Source organism: Neolewinella xylanilytica, assembly GCF_002934605.1.
Classification (GTDB): Bacteria; Bacteroidota; Bacteroidia; order Chitinophagales; family Saprospiraceae; genus Neolewinella; species Neolewinella xylanilytica.
This window is the reverse complement of sequence record NZ_PTJC01000006.1, coordinates 2,101,827-2,118,164: the sequence shown is the minus strand read 5'-3', so window position 1 is coordinate 2,118,164 and position 16,338 is coordinate 2,101,827. Positions and strand designations below refer to the sequence as shown.

The window sequence follows — 16,338 nt, the reverse complement described above, 5'->3', positions numbered from 1 at the left end:
GTTATCGCTTGCGGAAAATGGCACGCAGGACGAAAAAGGCCGTGACCGCGCCGAGGCCATACAGTACCGCTTTCTGTTCCCGGTTGAGGGGTTGTACTTCTCCTTCCACGCCGCGCAGCGGAGCGGTAACGTGGGCGAGCAGGGCCATCGGAATGAATAGAAAACCCGCCAGCGATCCGGCCAGCAGCCGGCCCGTCAGTAAGAGGTTGCGGCCTAACCAGCCTCCTTCGGGATCGGCTTCCACGAGGGCGTGGCTACCGCGTTGCGGTGCGGCGGGACTCCGCCCCGGAGCGGGTTTAGTGCCGATAATCGCAATGCCGTACCGTTCGTTTTCCTGCCAGTGCGGGCGGATGTAGGTATAGCGGATATCCTTAAAACCGGCCCGCTCGTAGTAGCCGTGGTATTCATGCTCGGGGGGGAAGAGCATCCAGGCGTTTGCGATAAATTTACTGATCGGATTGACCGGTTCGATGGGGCCGATGAGTAGGGCCTGACCACCTTCCTTAATCACCCGGTAGGATTCGAAAACGCCCTGCTGGGGATCAGGCCAGTATTCAATGGATCCGGCGGATACGTAGCGGTCGAAGGTGTCGTCAGCAAAGGGTAGGCGTTCGGCGTCCCCGAGCCGGAAGCGGCAGTCGTCCAAATCGGGCTTCACCATGGCCCGTTCCATTTGCTCCGGGCTCTGATCAACGCAAATGATGTTTTTGGCCGGTACCCGCCGGGCAATGCCCTGGGTGGTGAAACCGGTCCCGGATCCCACGTCGACGACTTTCAGCAGTTCCCCGCCGGACCAATCCGCCAGGTCGAGTGCTTTTTCCCGCATGGGTTCCGTCCAAAAGAGCGGATTAACTAACTTATCGTAGAAGTTGGAAAGGTAGCGGTAGAACCAGTAGGCCTCCCGCTTATGTTGCATCAGTCGCATAGGTCGAATTTATACTGGGATGTAAGTTAGACCGGCAGATATTGTTCGTGGCTCCGGTGCCGTGCGGGAACTTACTCGTGCTATTAACTATTCTTTAATATGGGCTAGGTAGCAAACTCCCGGCCGATGTGGGGCGTTCCGGCCCTGTAATCCACATCATCTTGCCGACCGATTTAGTTAAACGCGACACTTCCTGGTTAGACTTCAACGCCCGAGTTCTGCAGGAAGCCGCCGACCCACGTGTACCGCTTTACGAGCGCATTCGCTTTCTGGCCATTTACAGTTCGAACCTGGATGAATTTTACCGGGTCCGGGTTTCTTCCATGCGGCAGTTCAAAAAACTTCCCAAGACGGAACGCCGCCAACTTTTCGATTTTCGTCCGAAGCGGGAACTGAAGACGATCCGCAAGATGGTCCACCGGCAGCAGGAAGAATTTGGCCGCATCTTTCGGGAGGAGATCCTTCCCCAGCTGGCGGAGGAGAACATCCACCTTATCCATTCGGACGAAATGACCGAAAACCAGCGGGAATTCGCGGCCAAGCATTTCGACGACAACATCCGCCCCCATCTCGACCTGCACTGGCTCCCGAACGAGGACGTCGAGCACGGCGAACGCGAACTGCCCTTTCTCGACAATGCCCAGTTGTGCCTGGCCGTTTGTTTACGGGAAAAGGAAGCCATCGAAAAGAAGGAAGTAGCCTTGGTTCCCCTGCCCGTAGAAGCGTGCGGTCGCTTTTTGGTACTGCCGAGTCCGGAGAGCGATCCCGATGGGTATTATGTCATTTTTCTCGATAGTGTGGTGCGGTCCAATCTCAGCCGGTGGATGGAGCGGGACGTCGATTTCGGGTATTGCTTCAAACTGAGTCGGGACGCCGAGCTCTACATCGACAACGAGTTCGACGGCGACCTGCTGCGCAAAATCGAGCATAGCCTGGCCAGCCGCGACGTGGGCCTGCCCACCCGGTTTCTCTACGACGGCGACATGCCCAATTGGGTGTTGCGCCGGCTAAAGCAGGTGCTGCACCTGTCCAAATACGATATGATCCCGGGTGCTCGCTACCACAATTTCAACGACTTCTTTTCCTTCCCGCAACCGCCGGACCACGACCATCTGGCCTTCGAACCGTTACCGCCGCTTCCCCATCCAAAGTTGGAAGGAGCCGAAAGTTTACTCGGGGTGATCCAGGCAACGGACATCCTGTTGAGTTTCCCCTACCAGAAATACGACTACGTTCCCGAACTTATCCGGGAAGCAGCCGACCATCCCGAGGTGACGAAGATCCGCATCACCCTGTACCGGGTAGCGAAACAGTCGAAAGTAGTCACCAATCTCCTCTACGCCCTCGAAAAAGGGAAGCAAGTGGAAGCGTTCGTCGAGGCCAAGGCCCGCTTCGACGAGGCCAGTAACCTGTACTGGGGAAATCAAATGAAAGAGGCCGGCGCTTACGTACGCTACAGCTACCCCGCCGTGAAGGTCCACACGAAGTTGCTGCAAATTTACTGCCGCACGGCCGACGGCGACGAAAGTCACTACAGCTACATCGGCACCGGAAACTTCAATGAAAAGACCGCCAAGCTCTACACGGATCACGCCCTGCTGACCAGTCGCCCCGGCATCGGGAAAGACGTCGAACGGGTTTTCGACCTGCTCCGCGGCAAGCTCATTCTGCCCCGTTGCAACCACCTGCTCGTGGCACCCTTCAACATGATGGATGAGTTCCTCAACCTCATTGATCGCGAAATCGAGATTGCGAAATCCGGCGGCCATGCCTACCTTTTCCTGAAGATGAACAGCCTGGAGGAGGAGACCATGATCCGCAAGATCCGCGAAGCCGCCCGCGCCGGGGTGGAAGTCCGCATGATTGTGCGGGGCATCTGCCGGCTGCGGCCCTCCAAACGGGAGAATATCCAGATCATCAGCATCATCGACCGCTTCCTGGAGCATGCCCGCATCTTCATCTTCGGCAACGGGGGTTCGGAGCGAGTATACATGGGTTCGGCCGACTGGATGAACCGGAATCTGTACCGCAGGGTAGAGGTCGTTACGCCGATCTACGATAACCTCATTCGCCTCGAACTGCGACGCATCATGGATATTCAGTGGCGCGATAACCAGCGCGCCCGGGTCATCGGCACCGACCGGCTGAACGAATACCGCACGACCCTGCCGGGAGAGGGACACTTCCGCGCCCAGCTGGATATTTACGATTACTTCAAGCGCCAACTGGAGGAAGCGTGAACTTCCTGGCCCACCTGACGCTCTCGCATTTTTCCGCGGATCTGCAGGTCGGTAACTTCATCGGTGATTTTATCCGGGGCCGGGAACTCGCCGCACTCCCCCCCGGCATTCGGCGGGGCGTGCTTTTTCACCGGGACATCGACGCGCTGACCGATGCCGACCCGGGCGTACGGCAACTCAATGACCGATTGAAATTAGACCATGGCCGCTACGCCCCGGTGATCTCCGACATCGCCTTCGATTATTTTCTTTACCTCAATTGGGCGGAGTGGGGACCGCAGCCCTTCGGTCTTTTCAAAGCCACCGCCTACCGCAGATTGCTGGACGCACGGCCTCACCTCAGCGAGCGCATTACGGGCTACGTTGAGGATATGACCCGTGGCGACTGGCTGGAGATGTACACGAGCCCCGAAAATATGCATGCCGTGTACGATCGACTTACCGGGCGGCTCAGCCAACCGGATTTATTGTCGGGCGTGGACGAGACCCTGATCCGGCATGCTTCGCGCTTCAACCACGCCCTGCACGGGCTGTTCCCCCGGCTACAACAACTTGCCGATACCTACCGTGACTAACCCCGAACCCCTCGACCTGCGCTTAGAGCGATTCACCCCCCGACTAAACCTGCGTACGGAGGGCAATCGACGTATGGTAATGGGTGAAATCCGCCGAAAATGGCTGGTCCTGCAGCCGGAAGAATTCGTGCGGCAACTACTGATCCATTTCCTGATCCAGGATATGCGCTACAACCGCAACCGTATCACCGTGGAGCGGGGCGTAAAAGTCCAAGGGGATCCCCGGCGTACCGATATCCTGGTTTTCGACCAGCAAATGCGCCCGTTTCTGCTCATCGAGTGTAAAGCTCCTTCGGTCCCGCTGCGGACAGACGTATTTCGGCAGGCCGCCCACTATAATGGCCCGCTTCGCGTTCCTTATCTGATGGTATCGAACGGTAGAGAATCGTACGTGGCCGCAATCGATTACGCAGCTGAATCGTACCGCTTTCTACCTATGGTTCCCGAATGGTAAGCAAATGAATCCTTGATCGAGCTACTAAACGTAACGTCCCTCACTGTCGCCTACGGTCGGGCTCAACCGGCAGTCGAAGGTGTGAATTTCTCCGTGTTGCCGGGGGAAGCGGTGGCGCTGGTCGGTCCTTCGGGGAGTGGTAAAAGCTCCTGCGCGGCGGCGCTATTAGGGTTGTTACCTAAGAAAAGCAGCACGGTGACGGGTGAAGCTCGGTTTCAGCGGAAAAACGACGGAGTTGTGGAATTGCTTGGCGCCGGCCCGTTGGATATGCAGGCCATTCGCGGTCGGGAGATCGGTATGATTTTTCAGGACCCATCCGCCGCGCTGAATCCCGTACTGAGTTGCGGCCACCAGCTACGCGAAGCCGTCCGGCAACTTAAACCACCGTCCAAGGACGAAGATGCTTACATCGTCGAATTACTAGATCAGGTCGAATTGTCCGTACTGCGGTGCAGGTTGATGACCGCCATGCCCGGGCAGCTCAGTGGCGGACAATTGCAACGTCTGATGTTGGCGATCGCGCTCGCTGGTCAACCCCGGTTGCTCATCGCCGATGAACCGACCACGGCACTCGACTCGATCACGGAACTGGAAATCGTCCGTTTGCTCGATACCTTCCGCCGCGAGCGCAATATGGGGCTGCTGTTCATCACCCACGATGAAAATTTAATTCGCCGAGTAACCGACCGCTCCGTCACGTTGCCTGGAGCGGGGGGGCGGTCGGGAGTCCGTCAATTGGGCGCGGACGCAGGTGCCATGCCGGTCCACAACAAAGAACTTCCCCCCGTTTCCCTGATCGAGGTCAGCAACCTCAGCATCCGGTTTGCCGATGCCGAAATGGGGGACCCGGCGATAACGGATTGTGGATTCCGGCTTATGCAGGGAGAATGGATCGGACTGATCGGTCCGAGCGGATGTGGGAAAAGTACGATTGCCAAGTGGCTCTCCGGGCTTAGCCCCGCGGCGGGTGGGACGTTACGATGCGGTGATTTCACCTTTCCCGCAACCGCACCGTCTACTACCATACGCAAAGCGGTTCGCGCCCAGATGATCTTTCAGGACGTACTCGCCTCCCTAAACCCGCGGATGACGGTGAGGCAGTGCATTCGGGAGGCTACTCCGGATCAGGATGTTGGCCGTACCGAAGATTTATTACAAGCCGTCGGGCTAACTCCCGAGCGACACGGTCGATTAAAGCCCCACCAGCTTAGTGGCGGCGAACGACAGCGGCTGGCCATCGCCCGGGCGCTCGCCGCCGAACCCCGAATACTGATTTGTGACGAGGCCCTCAGCGGACTGGATGTTCTACTGCGTTCGGAGGTGGTAGGCGTGTTACAACGGGTATGCGCGGAAAAAGCGATTACGGTTATTTTAATCACCCACGACCTGCACCTCGCCCGATCCGCGACCGACCGCCTGCTTTTGATGGAGGCGGGACGTATCGTCGAACGGGGATCGGTGGAGAAAATCCTGACCAGCCCCGAGTCCGACCTCGGCCGCAAACTCGTGGCCACCCTGGAGCTCCGGCAACAATAAGAATGGGATAGGCGTACGCGTTATAGTGCCTATGAAGCTGACTACCATTTGCTGTTTATTTCTACTACCGCTGTACGTGGGTTCGCAGTCTTACGACTTGGCGATCGGTATGCGGGTCGGAACGGAATGGGGGGCTACCGCCCAAGTACGCCTTCCCCAGATTCACAAGAACTTCGTGTTGGAGGGAATCGTCCACCAAGCCATCGGCAAAGACGAAGGCAGCGTGACCTTGCTCGGTAAGCAACACCAGCCTATCCTAAGTCGCCGGATCAACCTCTTTTACGGTTTGGGCGCCCACGCTGGCTGGAACAACGATATCGACGTGGAAACGGGGCAAACCTTCAACGGACCGATCGGACTGGACGGTACCATAGGGCTGGAAGCAACCTTTAACCGCATCAACGTCAGCTACGACTATAAGCCGGCCATTAACATCCGGGGCGGGGAGTCGGTACTGTACACTCAGACCGCCGTCAGCGTCCGGTACGTATTGGGTAAGCGGTATAGCATTTGGGATAAAGACAAGGAAAAGAAAATCCGGAAGCGTAGGAACCAGAAACGCCGGGATCAGCGGCGGGAGGAGCGGGCGCGTTCCGGCAACCGGTGGTATGAGATTTGGAAGAAGCCCGCCGGGGGCTAATGCCACGGGCGCTGGTTGAACACAGTCGGTAGGCAGGGGTTTGGCTGTAGAGAATCGCGTTGCATGCCCCAATTAGACTACGATGTCATCATTATCGGATCCGGTCCGGCCGGATCCACTACCGCCCGGTTCGCCGCCAATGCCGGCTTGCGGGTATTGTTAGTAGACAAGCGGCAGGAACTCGGCGCGCCCATTCAGTGTAGCGGCGCGATCAGCCGCCACGCCCTGGAACAAGTAGGCATCGTTCCGGATGCCGAATTTATTCACGAGGCTATTTACGGGTTTGCTATTTATGACGAAAGCGGCAACCGCACCGTCCATGATTACCGCCAGTTGAAAGCGGATGAATACGGTGTTGAAGCCGGTAAGAAGCCACTGGGTTACGTAGTCGACCGGCGGCGTTTTGATCGTTACCTGATGACCCGGGCGGAACGGGCGGGGGTGGACGTTTGGCTGAAAACGGAGGGTCTCGGCTATACCCCCCATCCGGATGGCCACTGTACGGTCCGCCTGCAGCGCTACAACGAGATCAAGGACCTTACCGCCCGCATCGTGGTCGGTGCGGACGGGCTTCAGTCGCAAGTCGGAAAGTGGGCGGGACTGCAGACCCACATCAAAATTACGGAGCTGGCCGGTTGTCTTCAATTTATCGTAGACGGCGTGGAAACCGAGGGGTTACTGGAGATCATTACCGGCCACCGGTGGGCGCCCGGGGGGTATGCGTGGGTATTTCCGAAGGGACATGGCTACGCGGAGATCGGGCTGGGCGTCGTCGCCACGATGACCGACGAACCCGCGCGCGATCACTTACACCGCTTTATCTCCGAAAGCTTTTTCGCGGACCGATTTAAGAACAGTCGGATCCTGGAGGTGCAGGGTGGGGGGGTGCCGCTCGCCGCACCCTTACGGACCCAGTTCGCGGACAACATGATCCTGGTCGGAGATGCCGCCCGTCACGTCAACCCCATTACCGGGGGCGGATTGCACACCGCGGTCGCCGGTGGAAAGATCGCCGCCAATTTTTTGGTCGGCCACATAGGGGATAAACTGCCGCTTACCGATGGGGCGCTTAAAGCCTACCAGGACCTTTGGCTGGCCGAGCTAGGAAATAAGATGTGGAAGCTGTACGATATCAAAACCGATATCTTCCACAATATGAATATACCGGAGCGCGACGACCAGCTTTACGCCACGATGTCCGACTACTTCAGTCCGACCTCCGAATTCAAAAAGATATGAGCAAGCAGCAACCCGTACTCTTTAGCATCGGCTGGAATGCCTGCATCAACTGCGGTGCGTGCGTGGCGATTTGCCCCCAGGAAGCCGGCTTCGTGAGTCCATTCGATACCATCGCCGTGGATCGTCCTTGTGATATCGCCTGCCTATTGTGCGAGCAGATCTGCCCCGTAGATACCATCCGTCACGAAGTGGTGGCTACTGATTCCGTCCGGCCAGTTTCGGCAGGCATTCGATAACGTAATCGATCTGCCGGTCGTCCACGCCGAGGTGGGTGGTGAACCGTACGGTCTTCTGGCCGAAGGGGGTTGCCTGGATGCCGTGCTCCGAAAGCTGACGCAGGTAAGTTTCCGCACTGCGGTCCTGCAGGTGGAAGATGCAGATATTACTTTCAGTCTTTTCGGCGGATGCCACGTATGGCTGGCGCGAGACTACCTCGGCGAGTTTGCGGGCGCGCTCGTTATCCTTCCGCAGCCGATCGCGGTGGTGGCGAAGGGCATACAGCCCCGCCGCGGCGAGGTAGCCCGCTTGGCGCATCCCGCCACCCAGCACTTTCCGGTAGCGACGGGCTTCACGAATCTCCGTTTCGGGGCCTAAAAGCAGACTTCCCACCGGTGCACCGAGCCCCTTGCTCAGGCAGATGGAGACGGTGTCGAAAAGCTTTCCCCAGTCGGCGGGGGATTCGCCGGTTTCGGCGAGGGCATTAAACAGGCGGGCACCGTCCAGGTGAACCCCCAAACCGTGTTGCCGTGCTTCCTTCACCAGGGTTTCCGCTTCGGCCAGGGTATAGATGCTGCCCCCACCCTTGTTGCAGGTATTTTCCAGAACTACCAGCCTCGTGCGGGGGAGCCAGTCGTACTCGGGCTTCACCGCTGCGGAGATCTGGCCCGGCAGGAGCTTTCCCCGCTCACCGTGGAGCGTATTGAGGCTGACGTTGGAGATAAGGCTGTATACGCCGCCTTCGTACTGATAAATGTGGCTCTTCTCCTCGCAGATCACTTCGTCGAGGGGGCGCGTATGCACCTTGATCGCGAGCTGGTTGGTCATGGTGCCCGAGGGGCAGAACAGGGCGGATTCCATGCCCATGAGCTGCGCGGCAAAGGCTTCGAGTTCGTTTACGGTCGGGTCCTGGCGGAAGACGTCGTCGCCCACCGGAGCGGAAAACATCGCTTCCAGCATGGCCGGGGTCGGCTGGGTGGCCGTATCCGACACCAGATTGACGTGCAGCTTACTCATTAGCGGGGGCGGCTGCGAAGTCGGACAAATAGGTGAATTCCGGGCCGAGGTTTCCGGCATGGGTAATGGTGGCACGACGTAGAATGTCGCTGGTTTCCTTATCGAACTCCGGGAGAATATCTTCCACGAGAATGGATCCGAATGCCTCGCTGGCATCCCGGGGCAGCTCGCTGGGTAGGTTATCGATCGACATGACATCCACGTATTCAGCCTGGAACGGCGCGGTTTCCGTACCCGTGGCGGGGTCGTACCCAAAAACCGGGTTTGCAATGGTACTGGCCTTCAGCGTAGAGGGAACACTGGCGGCCGGGGCGATATCGCAGGTGATGTCGGCGATGGTGGCAATGGCAAAATCCGGCGATTGCATCATTTCCCGGGTAAAAAATGCCGGAGCCTTACCGTCCCAGAAGATGCCGTTGATGAAGATGTCGGCCCGTCGCGCGAAGCGATCGAAGGTGCTGACGTACTCTTCCGCGTGAGCGTAGAAGTGCTGTCGGTCCACCGGTCTGCCACTGGGATGGGCGGCGTAGTCTTCTACCGCCAGCTGGGTGAATACGGGGCCGGAGGTGGCTTCGAGAAATGCAGCGGGAGCAACTTCCCGGAATCCGAGGTCCTTGAGCACCCGCGCCGCGCCGCAACCTACCCGTCCCGTACCCGTCAGCACGACGCGGATTTCGGGTAAGGAGATGGCGCGGTACACCTCCTGGGCGGCTGCGTAGTCATACAGATCCTTCAGGCGCGGCAGCTCCAGCTTCCCCGTGCGCTTACCGTAGGCCCAGACGCCATTATGGGCACCGACCATGCCGGCCCAGTAGCCGAAGGCGATAAGGCGGGCACCGCGGTCGTCCGTAAGGTATTCGTAATCGATGTGGGTTATCCGGCGGTCGAGCAAGGCGCGCAGCAGGGCCTGGTTATAGGGTTGAAACTTCGCTACGTGGGCGAAATTACAGTAGGTTTTGCCGGGTAAGAGGCAGTTGATCGGTACTTCCTTGATCCCGAGCAGGAGCTCGCGGTCGGCGAGGTCTTCCTGTAGTGGAATGTCCAGGTCCCGGTATTCCGTATCGGTGAAGCAGCGATTGGAGGAAGGCTGAACGACGATGTCCAGCCCCCGCGCCCGTAATTCAGCGACTTGCCGGGGTGAGAGGGGCACCCGGGCGTCGGGGGGCTGTTTGTCTTCGCGAATGACGGCGATCGGGATCTGTTGAATTCGGGTGGGCATACTTATTCGGTGTCGGGGTGGAGGCGCTCGTCGGAAGCCGGCAGGTTGCTGGTGCTGGTCCAGCCCAGGCCATCATTTAATAAACGGTTATCGGGGGCCAGTTTCCACTGTAGAAAGTACATGGCAATCGCGATCACCAATCCCAGGAACGCACCGGCGGTGACGTCGCGTAGAAAGTGGTACAGGAGGTACATTCTACTGAAGGCCACCTCGGTAGCGAGGAGAAAGCAAAGGATGCTAACGAGGATCTTCGGGCGGCGAACGTTGAAGGAAACAAAGCTAAACAGCGCGAAGGCGGAAGCGGAATGCCCACTGGGGAAGCTGGTGTCGCCCCAGTTGCGCATCGATTCGTCAAATAGGTTCAGGTTGTGCCAAGTGGCTTCAAAATTGTCGAAGAACCACCGCATGGGTCGTGCCTCGGCAAAGTAGAGTTTCAGCAGACCCGTGATAATGCCCACGGCGCCGCCGGTGAGGGCTACGAATATGGCCGTCCGGATTCGGTAGCAAAGAAAGCCGATAATGACCGCTACGTATGCGATCGGTTCGCCAAGTTGGGTTCCCACGATAAACACCCAGTCGAGATTATCCGTCCGCAGGCGATTGATCGCGATCAGCTCGTCTCCCTGCTGGTTGGTGAACACCAGGTAGGCGTTGTACAGGATGAGAAGCAGCACTCCGATCAGGAAAAAGCGGTTTGCCCGCAAAAAGGTACGGAAGCGTAGACTCGGGGGAGTGAAGTGGCGTCGAATGAACGGCATGCCGCGAAGGTAGAGATTTACGACTTGGCTATCATTCGGCGAAGCGCCACTACTTGCTTGTGGTCGCGTGCCCGTCGGAAGGCATCCTTCGCGAGGTCCAGGTCCAGCAGCTTGGCATCGTTCATCGCGCTGTAGGTGATCCACAAGCTTACCGGGAACAGGATGATGCAGGGCAGCCACCCGGCGAAGACGCCGTTGACCACGAAGCTCTCCGCCAGTTTGCGGCAAAAGATGGTCAGGATAATGAAAATCACGAAGAAGACGATGCTCACCAAAATCGGATAGCCGAATCCGCCCTTCCGGACGATTGCCCCCATCGGTGCGCCGATGAATACGAAGATGATACAGACGACCGCCATGCTGTACTTCATGTGCATGTCGTAGATGTGCTTTACCCGCGACTCCTGAATGCCCGGGAGCAAGCGGATGGTGGACTGTGCCTGACCGGTAACCGACCGGATGCTGGAACGGGCGCGATTGTAGACCCGCTCCCGGTCGTCGGAAGGCAAGCTATCCACCAGGCTTTCGATACCCTTCCAGTCACTGGCCCCCGTTACCAGGGCATGCTCCTGCGCGCTTTGCAAACGGTTGTTCTGACGAGTCTGGGCCAGCGTCTTAGCTTCTTTTCGCCGTTTTTGCTCTGTTGCACCACCGTTGTCCGGACGGTCGCCTCCGGGGGGCGCCGCTTCTGCTGGCCGGTAGGTGGCTACGGTAGCGTTGGCGATGGAATCCGCCGCCTGCGCTGCGAGCGTAGCTTCCGTCGTTGCTCGCTGGAGGCTGTCCTGGGCGACGAAGTCAATGTCGTAGGCCCTGCTTCTTACCGGCGGCCGGTACTGCACCGTATCCCGCGGCAGGGAGGGCAGGTAAGCGATTAAGTGGTTGCTCAATCCCTGTTTGCGCACGGCGATATCCAGGTCGATACTGTCGACGCCCTGTTGCAGCTGCCAGGTCGAGAGCATGCTCCGGTTCGTGCTGAAGAGGGAGGCGGCATGGCGCTCCAGAAGAAACTCACTGAGATCGAAGACCTTGGTGTAGGTAGCGAAGCTTGTCCGCATGAACGGCAAGCTCTGGCCGTTGCGGCCACCCGGCCGTTGCTCGACGTACTGGTGGCCGTCGTACAATTGCATGACGAAAGCCGCCCCGCCGTCAGCGGTGTACATCTCGCCTTCGGTGGCGGTAATCTGGCTCAACTCGCCGACGTTGGCCTTGGTATGGTCGTAAATCAGCACGTCCGATATCTCCCGGCCATCGTCCGACCGGCCGCCCAGGCGTATGGTGAATTGGTTAAAGTCTTCGTTGAAGACCCCGGGCTCCATATTCAGGGTGGGTTTTTTCTGCTGGATGTCATACATCCGGGCCCCGAACTGCAGGTTAGCGGCCGGAATGACGTAATCACTGCATAAATAAGAAACCAGCGCGCCCGTCGCGCCGAAAATGATCATCATGCGGATCACCCGCAGCAGACTCACCCCAGAGGATTTGAAACTGGAGAGCTCATAGTGCTCGGCCAGATTGCCCAGTACCATTACGGAGGAGATCAGCAGCGCAAGGGGAAGCGCCAGCGGTACCAGGCCAACGCATTTGTAGGCCAACAGTTCCATTATGAGAAAAAAGCTGAGCCCTTTACCCGCGATGTCGTCCAGGTAAAGCCAGAGGATCTGCATCAGCAGAACGAACAGGGCAATCGCGAAGGTGACAACGAATGGCCCTACGAACGACTTGGCCATCAATTTATCCAGCTGCTTCATCGGGTAAGAGACGCCCGGGACGCGGTGAATGTTGCTTCTAATCCTTCTTCATGTCGTCCCGCAGATCGTGAAATTCCTCATCACTCGGGATGTTACCGCTGCGTTTCATGTCCTCGGCGGTCTTTTCGGCCTCGGCCTTCGTCATCCCTTCGGCCCGGTGACCGTCGATGCCCTCCTGATTGATGTTGTAGCTACTGTCGTTGACGACGTTCTGGAAGGGGTCGTTCGTTTTCAGGTGCTTGGCCCGTTCGGTGTTTTGGGCCCGTCGGGTCATGTAAAATACGGCGGCGAGGACGACGAGGGCGCCTAGAATCCACCATAGATCGTCAGTAAGGCCAGGGCTTTGCAGGTATATAGACATTTCGCTTTTTCATTTGAACCTGCGCGGCATGGGTTATTGTTCATAGCTTTTCTACCTTCGGGCATCACCCCAACAAAAGATTTCTCGCATGCAGTTTGCCGACGGACGCTATTCCATTGCCGGTCTTGACCTTCTCTCCGTCGTGGAAGAGTTCGGTGCACCCCTCTACGTTTACGATGCCGACCGGATGAAACGGCAGTACGATCGCATCAACCGCGCGTTTTCCGGCGTAAAACGCTTGCGTATAAACTACGCCTGCAAAGCCCTGACCAACCTCAATATTCTCCGCCTGTTCCGGCAGTGGGGCAGCGGGCTGGATACGGTATCGATGCAGGAAGTGGACCTCGGCCTGATGGCGGGTTTCGATCCCCACGACATTCTCTTTACGCCCAACTGTGTCGGACTGGACGAGGTCAACGAGGCCGTCGGAAAGGGTGTACGGATGAACATCGATAATATCTCGATCTTGGAGCAATTCGGGGATCAGCACCGGGGCGTTCCCGTTTGCATCCGGCTCAATCCCCACATCATGGCCGGGGGCAACAGCAAGATCAGCGTGGGGCACATCGATTCGAAATTCGGGATCTCGATCCACCAGGTACCTCACGTACTCAAGATCGTCAACGCCCTGAATCTTAAGGTAGAGGGATTGCACATGCACACGGGGTCGGACATTCTGGACGCCCAGGTCTTCCTCCAGGGGGTTGAGATTCTCCTGCGCGCCGCCGCCGATTTTCCGGACCTGGATTACATTGACTTCGGGTCGGGTTTCAAAGTGCCGTACAAGGAAGGGGGCATTGCAACGGACATCGAAGATCTGGGTCAACGGCTCAGCACCCGCTTCAACGAATTTTGCGGTGAATACGGCCGGGAGCTTGAACTGATGTTCGAACCGGGTAAGTTTCTCGTGAGTGAAGCCGGTACCTTCCTCGTGAAGACCAACGTGGTGAAAACGACCCCCGCCACGGTTTTTGCCGGTGTGGACAGCGGACTTAATCACTTTATCCGCCCCATGTTCTACGATGCGTATCACCACATCACGAACATCAGCAACCCCTCCGGGAAGCCCCGCATCTATACCGTGGTCGGTTACATTTGCGAAACGGATACCTTCGGCATCAACCGCCAACTAAGTGAGGTACGCGAGGGCGACATCCTCGCACTGGCCAACGCGGGCGCCTACTGCTTCATGATGTCGTCGAACTACAACAGCCGGTACCGGCCGGCGGAAGTCATGATCCTGGACGGAAATGCCCACCTCATCCGCCGCCGCGAAACGATGGAGGACCTGCTCAATACCCAGGTGGAACTTCCCCAACTCGCCGAAGCGTTGGGGGCGTAATGCGGGTAAGTGCCCTTTACCGGTATCCCGTAAAGAGTCTCGGGGGTACGGCGGTCAACGAAGCCATTGCGGCGGAGCGCGGGTTCCAAGACGACCGTCGATGGATGCTGGTGGATGCCGACGGCCGCTTCATCAGCCAACGGCAGTACCACCACCTGGCTAAACTGCGGGCGGAAGTCCTCGGAGCGACGGGATTGCGGATCGGGCGGTCAGACTCGGACACGGAAGATTTCCTAACGATTGCACATGCGCGCCCATCGGCTGCTCCGAATTTGGAGGTTACCGTCTGGGACGACACCTTCATGGCCTGTACGGTGGCTGCTCCCGGCTTGCCCGATCTTACCGGCATTCCCGGCGTCCGGTTAGTGTACATGAACGAGGCGGTGAAGCGGCCGGTTGACAAGCGGTACGCTAAACGGGGCGAAACCGTCAGTTTTGCCGACGGTTACCCGTATTTAATTGCTACTACCGCGAGTTTGAAGTCACTATCCGATCGGCTGGGCCGGCCCGTCAACATGCTTCGCTTCCGCCCGAACATCGTGGTGGAGGCGGAGGACGCCTTCGTGGAGGACGGGTGGTCGCGCATCCGCGTCGGCAGCCAGGGCTTCTATTTGCCCAAACCCTGCGCCCGGTGCATCATGGTAACCGTGGATCCCGCCGGTAGCGGGGATAAAGACTTGTCCGTACTCAGCGAGCTGGCCGCCTACCGGAATGAGGGCAACAAGACGCTGTTCGGTATGAACGCGATTTGTGAGGCCCCTGCGGGCCGGCCTATCCGGGTGGGTGATGCGGTCCAGGTGCTACTTGCTGGTAGTCTCCAGGGAAGAACGTAGCGCGAGTAATTCCGGGTGCTTACTGTCCGTAGCGCTCGCCCGTTGAAAGTGTTGGCGTGCGGAGGCCGTGTCCCCCAGGTCGAGGTAGATCGCGGCCAGCATCCGGTTGACGTCGATGTTGTCCGGGCGGGCGGCGTATTCCGGCTTCATGTACTCGAGGGCGCGGGAAGGGTCTTCGAAGTGGTCGTGGTAGAGGGTGGCGTACTCCATGTCCATATTATGCCCACTGTCGACGTCGTCCTGCAGCATGACGAGAATTTCCTGTTCCGTTTTTTTCATTTCCCCGGTCCTGCCCTGTTGCTTATACAGTTCGGCTAATTGGATATAGTAGCCTACCTCGGGAATGATGGCCGTGGCCTGATGGAGCAGCTTTTCGGCCTCCGACAAGTTTCCGGCGGTCATGGCCAGGTCGGCTAGTGCGGCGATGGCAAAGGGGTAGTTGGGCCGCTCCATCAGGATGCGCTTATACTCCTTGGCGGCTTTTTCCGGCTGTCCGTACCGTTCGTAAAGGCCACCCAGCGTCAGTCGGGCCCAGGCGGTGGATTCGTAGCCGGGTGCACCCGCCCGTACCGCCCGTTCCATCGCCTCGATGGCGCCGTCAGTATCGCCGTGGATTTCCCGCAGGTAGGAGACCCGGCTGTAAGCACGGAGATCGGGACGGATCTCGTTCATTTTGTCGGCGGCGGCAATCGCTTCCGGGTAGTGACCGAGTTCGACATAGGCATCGACGATGGCCCCGTAAACCTGGGCATTGTGGGGATTGATGCTAGCGGCTTCCTTTGCCGTGGCCAGCGCCTCGGCGAAGGCATGCTGCGAAAGCAACACGCTGGCCCGGGCCGCCATGGCATCGAATTCGAGGTTTGGGTTTCTGGGGCCAGCGTGGTTGAGGGCGAGGGCGTCGTCCAGTAGCTGGAGGGCGGCGGGGTAGTAGTGACCGTGTTCGCCGGTCACCCGGGCTTCATTAATGAATATTTTGGCCAGGGTAATGCGGGGCTCGATGGCATCGGGGTTCTCCAGGCGCAATTGAGCCGCCATCTTGGAGTAGCCGCTTTGGGTGTTGTCCCATTCCGCCGCAGCCTGCAGGGCTTCCGGGCGGGGCAGTAACTCGGGGATCGTAGGGGCTCCGGAATCGGGCCGGTCAGCCGCTGGCTCCCCCCCACAGGCTGTGAATAGGGTGCACAGTAGGAGCAGGAGAGCGGGTAGGGTATGGAATGACGACATGACGAAATATTGAA

16 protein-coding genes are annotated in these 16,338 nt (G+C 58.5%); 9 read left to right on the top strand and 7 right to left on the bottom strand.

Annotation, left to right across the window (positions count from 1 at the left end):
• Position 1: 1 nt before the first annotated feature.
• Positions 2 to 925: a methyltransferase domain-containing protein gene (locus CLV84_RS17995; RefSeq protein ID WP_104421134.1), complete on the bottom strand. Its 924-nt coding sequence runs from the start codon at positions 923 to 925 to the stop codon at positions 2 to 4.
• 161 nt (positions 926 to 1,086) lie between these two features.
• Between CLV84_RS17995 and ppk1 the strand changes: the two genes are divergently transcribed.
• The 7 genes from ppk1 to CLV84_RS22345 all read left to right on the top strand — a co-directional run bounded on the left by ppk1 (position 1,087) and on the right by CLV84_RS22345 (position 7,845).
• Positions 1,087 to 3,165, top strand: coding sequence for a polyphosphate kinase 1 (ppk1, locus tag CLV84_RS17990; protein WP_104421133.1), 2,079 nt, complete (start codon positions 1,087 to 1,089; stop codon positions 3,163 to 3,165).
• A complete protein-coding gene (locus tag CLV84_RS17985; protein WP_170067762.1) occupies positions 3,162 to 3,740 on the top strand; it encodes an acyl carrier protein phosphodiesterase in 579 nt (192 codons plus the stop codon). The genes ppk1 and CLV84_RS17985 overlap by 4 nt, the downstream gene beginning before the upstream one ends.
• Positions 3,733 to 4,194, top strand: coding sequence for a type I restriction enzyme HsdR N-terminal domain-containing protein (locus tag CLV84_RS17980; protein WP_245911550.1), 462 nt, complete (start codon positions 3,733 to 3,735; stop codon positions 4,192 to 4,194). The genes CLV84_RS17985 and CLV84_RS17980 overlap by 8 nt, the downstream gene beginning before the upstream one ends.
• Positions 4,195 to 4,206: 12 nt before the next feature.
• On the top strand, positions 4,207 to 5,730 hold the full coding sequence (locus CLV84_RS17975; RefSeq protein ID WP_104421130.1) for an ABC transporter ATP-binding protein: 1,524 nt from the start codon (positions 4,207 to 4,209) through the stop codon (positions 5,728 to 5,730).
• A 31-nt stretch (positions 5,731 to 5,761) separates the two neighbouring features.
• The gene (locus CLV84_RS17970; RefSeq protein WP_104421129.1) at positions 5,762 to 6,370 is read left to right on the top strand and encodes a hypothetical protein; all 609 of its coding nucleotides are present in this window, start codon (positions 5,762 to 5,764) and stop codon (positions 6,368 to 6,370) included.
• A gap of 63 nt (positions 6,371 to 6,433) precedes the next feature.
• On the top strand, positions 6,434 to 7,609 hold the full coding sequence (locus tag CLV84_RS17965; protein ID WP_104421128.1) for a geranylgeranyl reductase family protein: 1,176 nt from the start codon (positions 6,434 to 6,436) through the stop codon (positions 7,607 to 7,609).
• Positions 7,606 to 7,845: a 4Fe-4S binding protein gene (locus CLV84_RS22345; protein WP_104421127.1), complete on the top strand. Its 240-nt coding sequence runs from the start codon at positions 7,606 to 7,608 to the stop codon at positions 7,843 to 7,845. The genes CLV84_RS17965 and CLV84_RS22345 overlap by 4 nt, the downstream gene beginning before the upstream one ends.
• On the opposite strand, the gene CLV84_RS17955 is transcribed toward CLV84_RS22345, so the two are convergent.
• From CLV84_RS17955 to CLV84_RS17935, 5 genes are read right to left on the bottom strand one after another with little or no spacing between them, the layout of a single operon-like run.
• Positions 7,805 to 8,833, bottom strand: a complete 1,029-nt coding sequence (locus tag CLV84_RS17955) for a threonine aldolase family protein (RefSeq protein WP_104421245.1) — start codon at positions 8,831 to 8,833, stop codon at positions 7,805 to 7,807. The two genes, CLV84_RS22345 and CLV84_RS17955, sit on opposite strands and share 41 nt — an antisense overlap.
• Before the next feature lies 1 nt (position 8,834).
• Complete coding sequence (locus tag CLV84_RS17950) at positions 8,835 to 10,061, bottom strand: NAD(P)-dependent oxidoreductase (RefSeq protein WP_245911549.1); 1,227 nt, start codon at positions 10,059 to 10,061, stop codon at positions 8,835 to 8,837.
• Between the two features lie 2 nt (positions 10,062 to 10,063).
• Positions 10,064 to 10,819, bottom strand: a complete 756-nt coding sequence (locus tag CLV84_RS17945; protein WP_104421126.1) for a phosphatase PAP2 family protein — start codon at positions 10,817 to 10,819, stop codon at positions 10,064 to 10,066.
• Positions 10,820 to 10,836: 17 nt separating this feature from the next.
• Positions 10,837 to 12,567: an LptF/LptG family permease gene (locus CLV84_RS17940; RefSeq protein WP_146088859.1), complete on the bottom strand. Its 1,731-nt coding sequence runs from the start codon at positions 12,565 to 12,567 to the stop codon at positions 10,837 to 10,839.
• Between the two features lie 37 nt (positions 12,568 to 12,604).
• Positions 12,605 to 12,928, bottom strand: a complete 324-nt coding sequence (locus CLV84_RS17935) for a hypothetical protein (RefSeq protein ID WP_146088858.1) — start codon at positions 12,926 to 12,928, stop codon at positions 12,605 to 12,607.
• An 88-nt stretch (positions 12,929 to 13,016) separates the two neighbouring features.
• Between CLV84_RS17935 and lysA the strand changes: the two genes are divergently transcribed.
• Both lysA and CLV84_RS17925 read left to right on the top strand, forming a co-directional pair.
• The gene (gene lysA, locus CLV84_RS17930) at positions 13,017 to 14,270 is read left to right on the top strand and encodes a diaminopimelate decarboxylase (protein ID WP_104421124.1); all 1,254 of its coding nucleotides are present in this window, start codon (positions 13,017 to 13,019) and stop codon (positions 14,268 to 14,270) included.
• The gene (locus CLV84_RS17925) at positions 14,270 to 15,103 is read left to right on the top strand and encodes an MOSC domain-containing protein (RefSeq protein ID WP_104421123.1); all 834 of its coding nucleotides are present in this window, start codon (positions 14,270 to 14,272) and stop codon (positions 15,101 to 15,103) included. The genes lysA and CLV84_RS17925 overlap by 1 nt, the downstream gene beginning before the upstream one ends.
• Here the strand turns inward: CLV84_RS17925 and CLV84_RS17920 are convergent.
• Entirely contained in the window at positions 15,071 to 16,324 is a 1,254-nt protein-coding gene (locus CLV84_RS17920) for a tetratricopeptide repeat protein (RefSeq protein ID WP_104421122.1), read from the bottom strand. The genes CLV84_RS17925 and CLV84_RS17920 overlap by 33 nt on opposite strands.
• Between the last annotated feature and the right edge of the window lie 14 nt (positions 16,325 to 16,338).

What these genes read in the sequence shown, in the direction of transcription:
- CLV84_RS17945 (WP_104421126.1), bottom strand. Translation starts at nt 10,819, where the DNA reads ATGCCGTTCATTCGACGCCACTTCACTCCCCCGAGTCTACGCTTCCGT.
- CLV84_RS17935 (WP_146088858.1), bottom strand. Translation starts at nt 12,928, where the DNA reads ATGTCTATATACCTGCAAAGCCCTGGCCTTACTGACGATCTATGGTGG.
- CLV84_RS17965 (WP_104421128.1), top strand. Translation starts at nt 6,434, where the DNA reads ATGCCCCAATTAGACTACGATGTCATCATTATCGGATCCGGTCCGGCC.
- CLV84_RS17925 (WP_104421123.1), top strand. Translation starts at nt 14,270, where the DNA reads ATGCGGGTAAGTGCCCTTTACCGGTATCCCGTAAAGAGTCTCGGGGGT.
- CLV84_RS17970 (WP_104421129.1), top strand. Translation starts at nt 5,762, where the DNA reads ATGAAGCTGACTACCATTTGCTGTTTATTTCTACTACCGCTGTACGTG.
- lysA (WP_104421124.1), top strand. Translation starts at nt 13,017, where the DNA reads ATGCAGTTTGCCGACGGACGCTATTCCATTGCCGGTCTTGACCTTCTC.
- CLV84_RS22345 (WP_104421127.1), top strand. Translation starts at nt 7,606, where the DNA reads ATGAGCAAGCAGCAACCCGTACTCTTTAGCATCGGCTGGAATGCCTGC.
- CLV84_RS17950 (WP_245911549.1), bottom strand. Translation starts at nt 10,061, where the DNA reads ATGCCCACCCGAATTCAACAGATCCCGATCGCCGTCATTCGCGAAGAC.
- CLV84_RS17995 (WP_104421134.1), bottom strand. Translation starts at nt 925, where the DNA reads ATGCGACTGATGCAACATAAGCGGGAGGCCTACTGGTTCTACCGCTAC.
- CLV84_RS17920 (WP_104421122.1), bottom strand. Translation starts at nt 16,324, where the DNA reads ATGTCGTCATTCCATACCCTACCCGCTCTCCTGCTCCTACTGTGCACC.
- CLV84_RS17940 (WP_146088859.1), bottom strand. Translation starts at nt 12,567, where the DNA reads ATGAAGCAGCTGGATAAATTGATGGCCAAGTCGTTCGTAGGGCCATTC.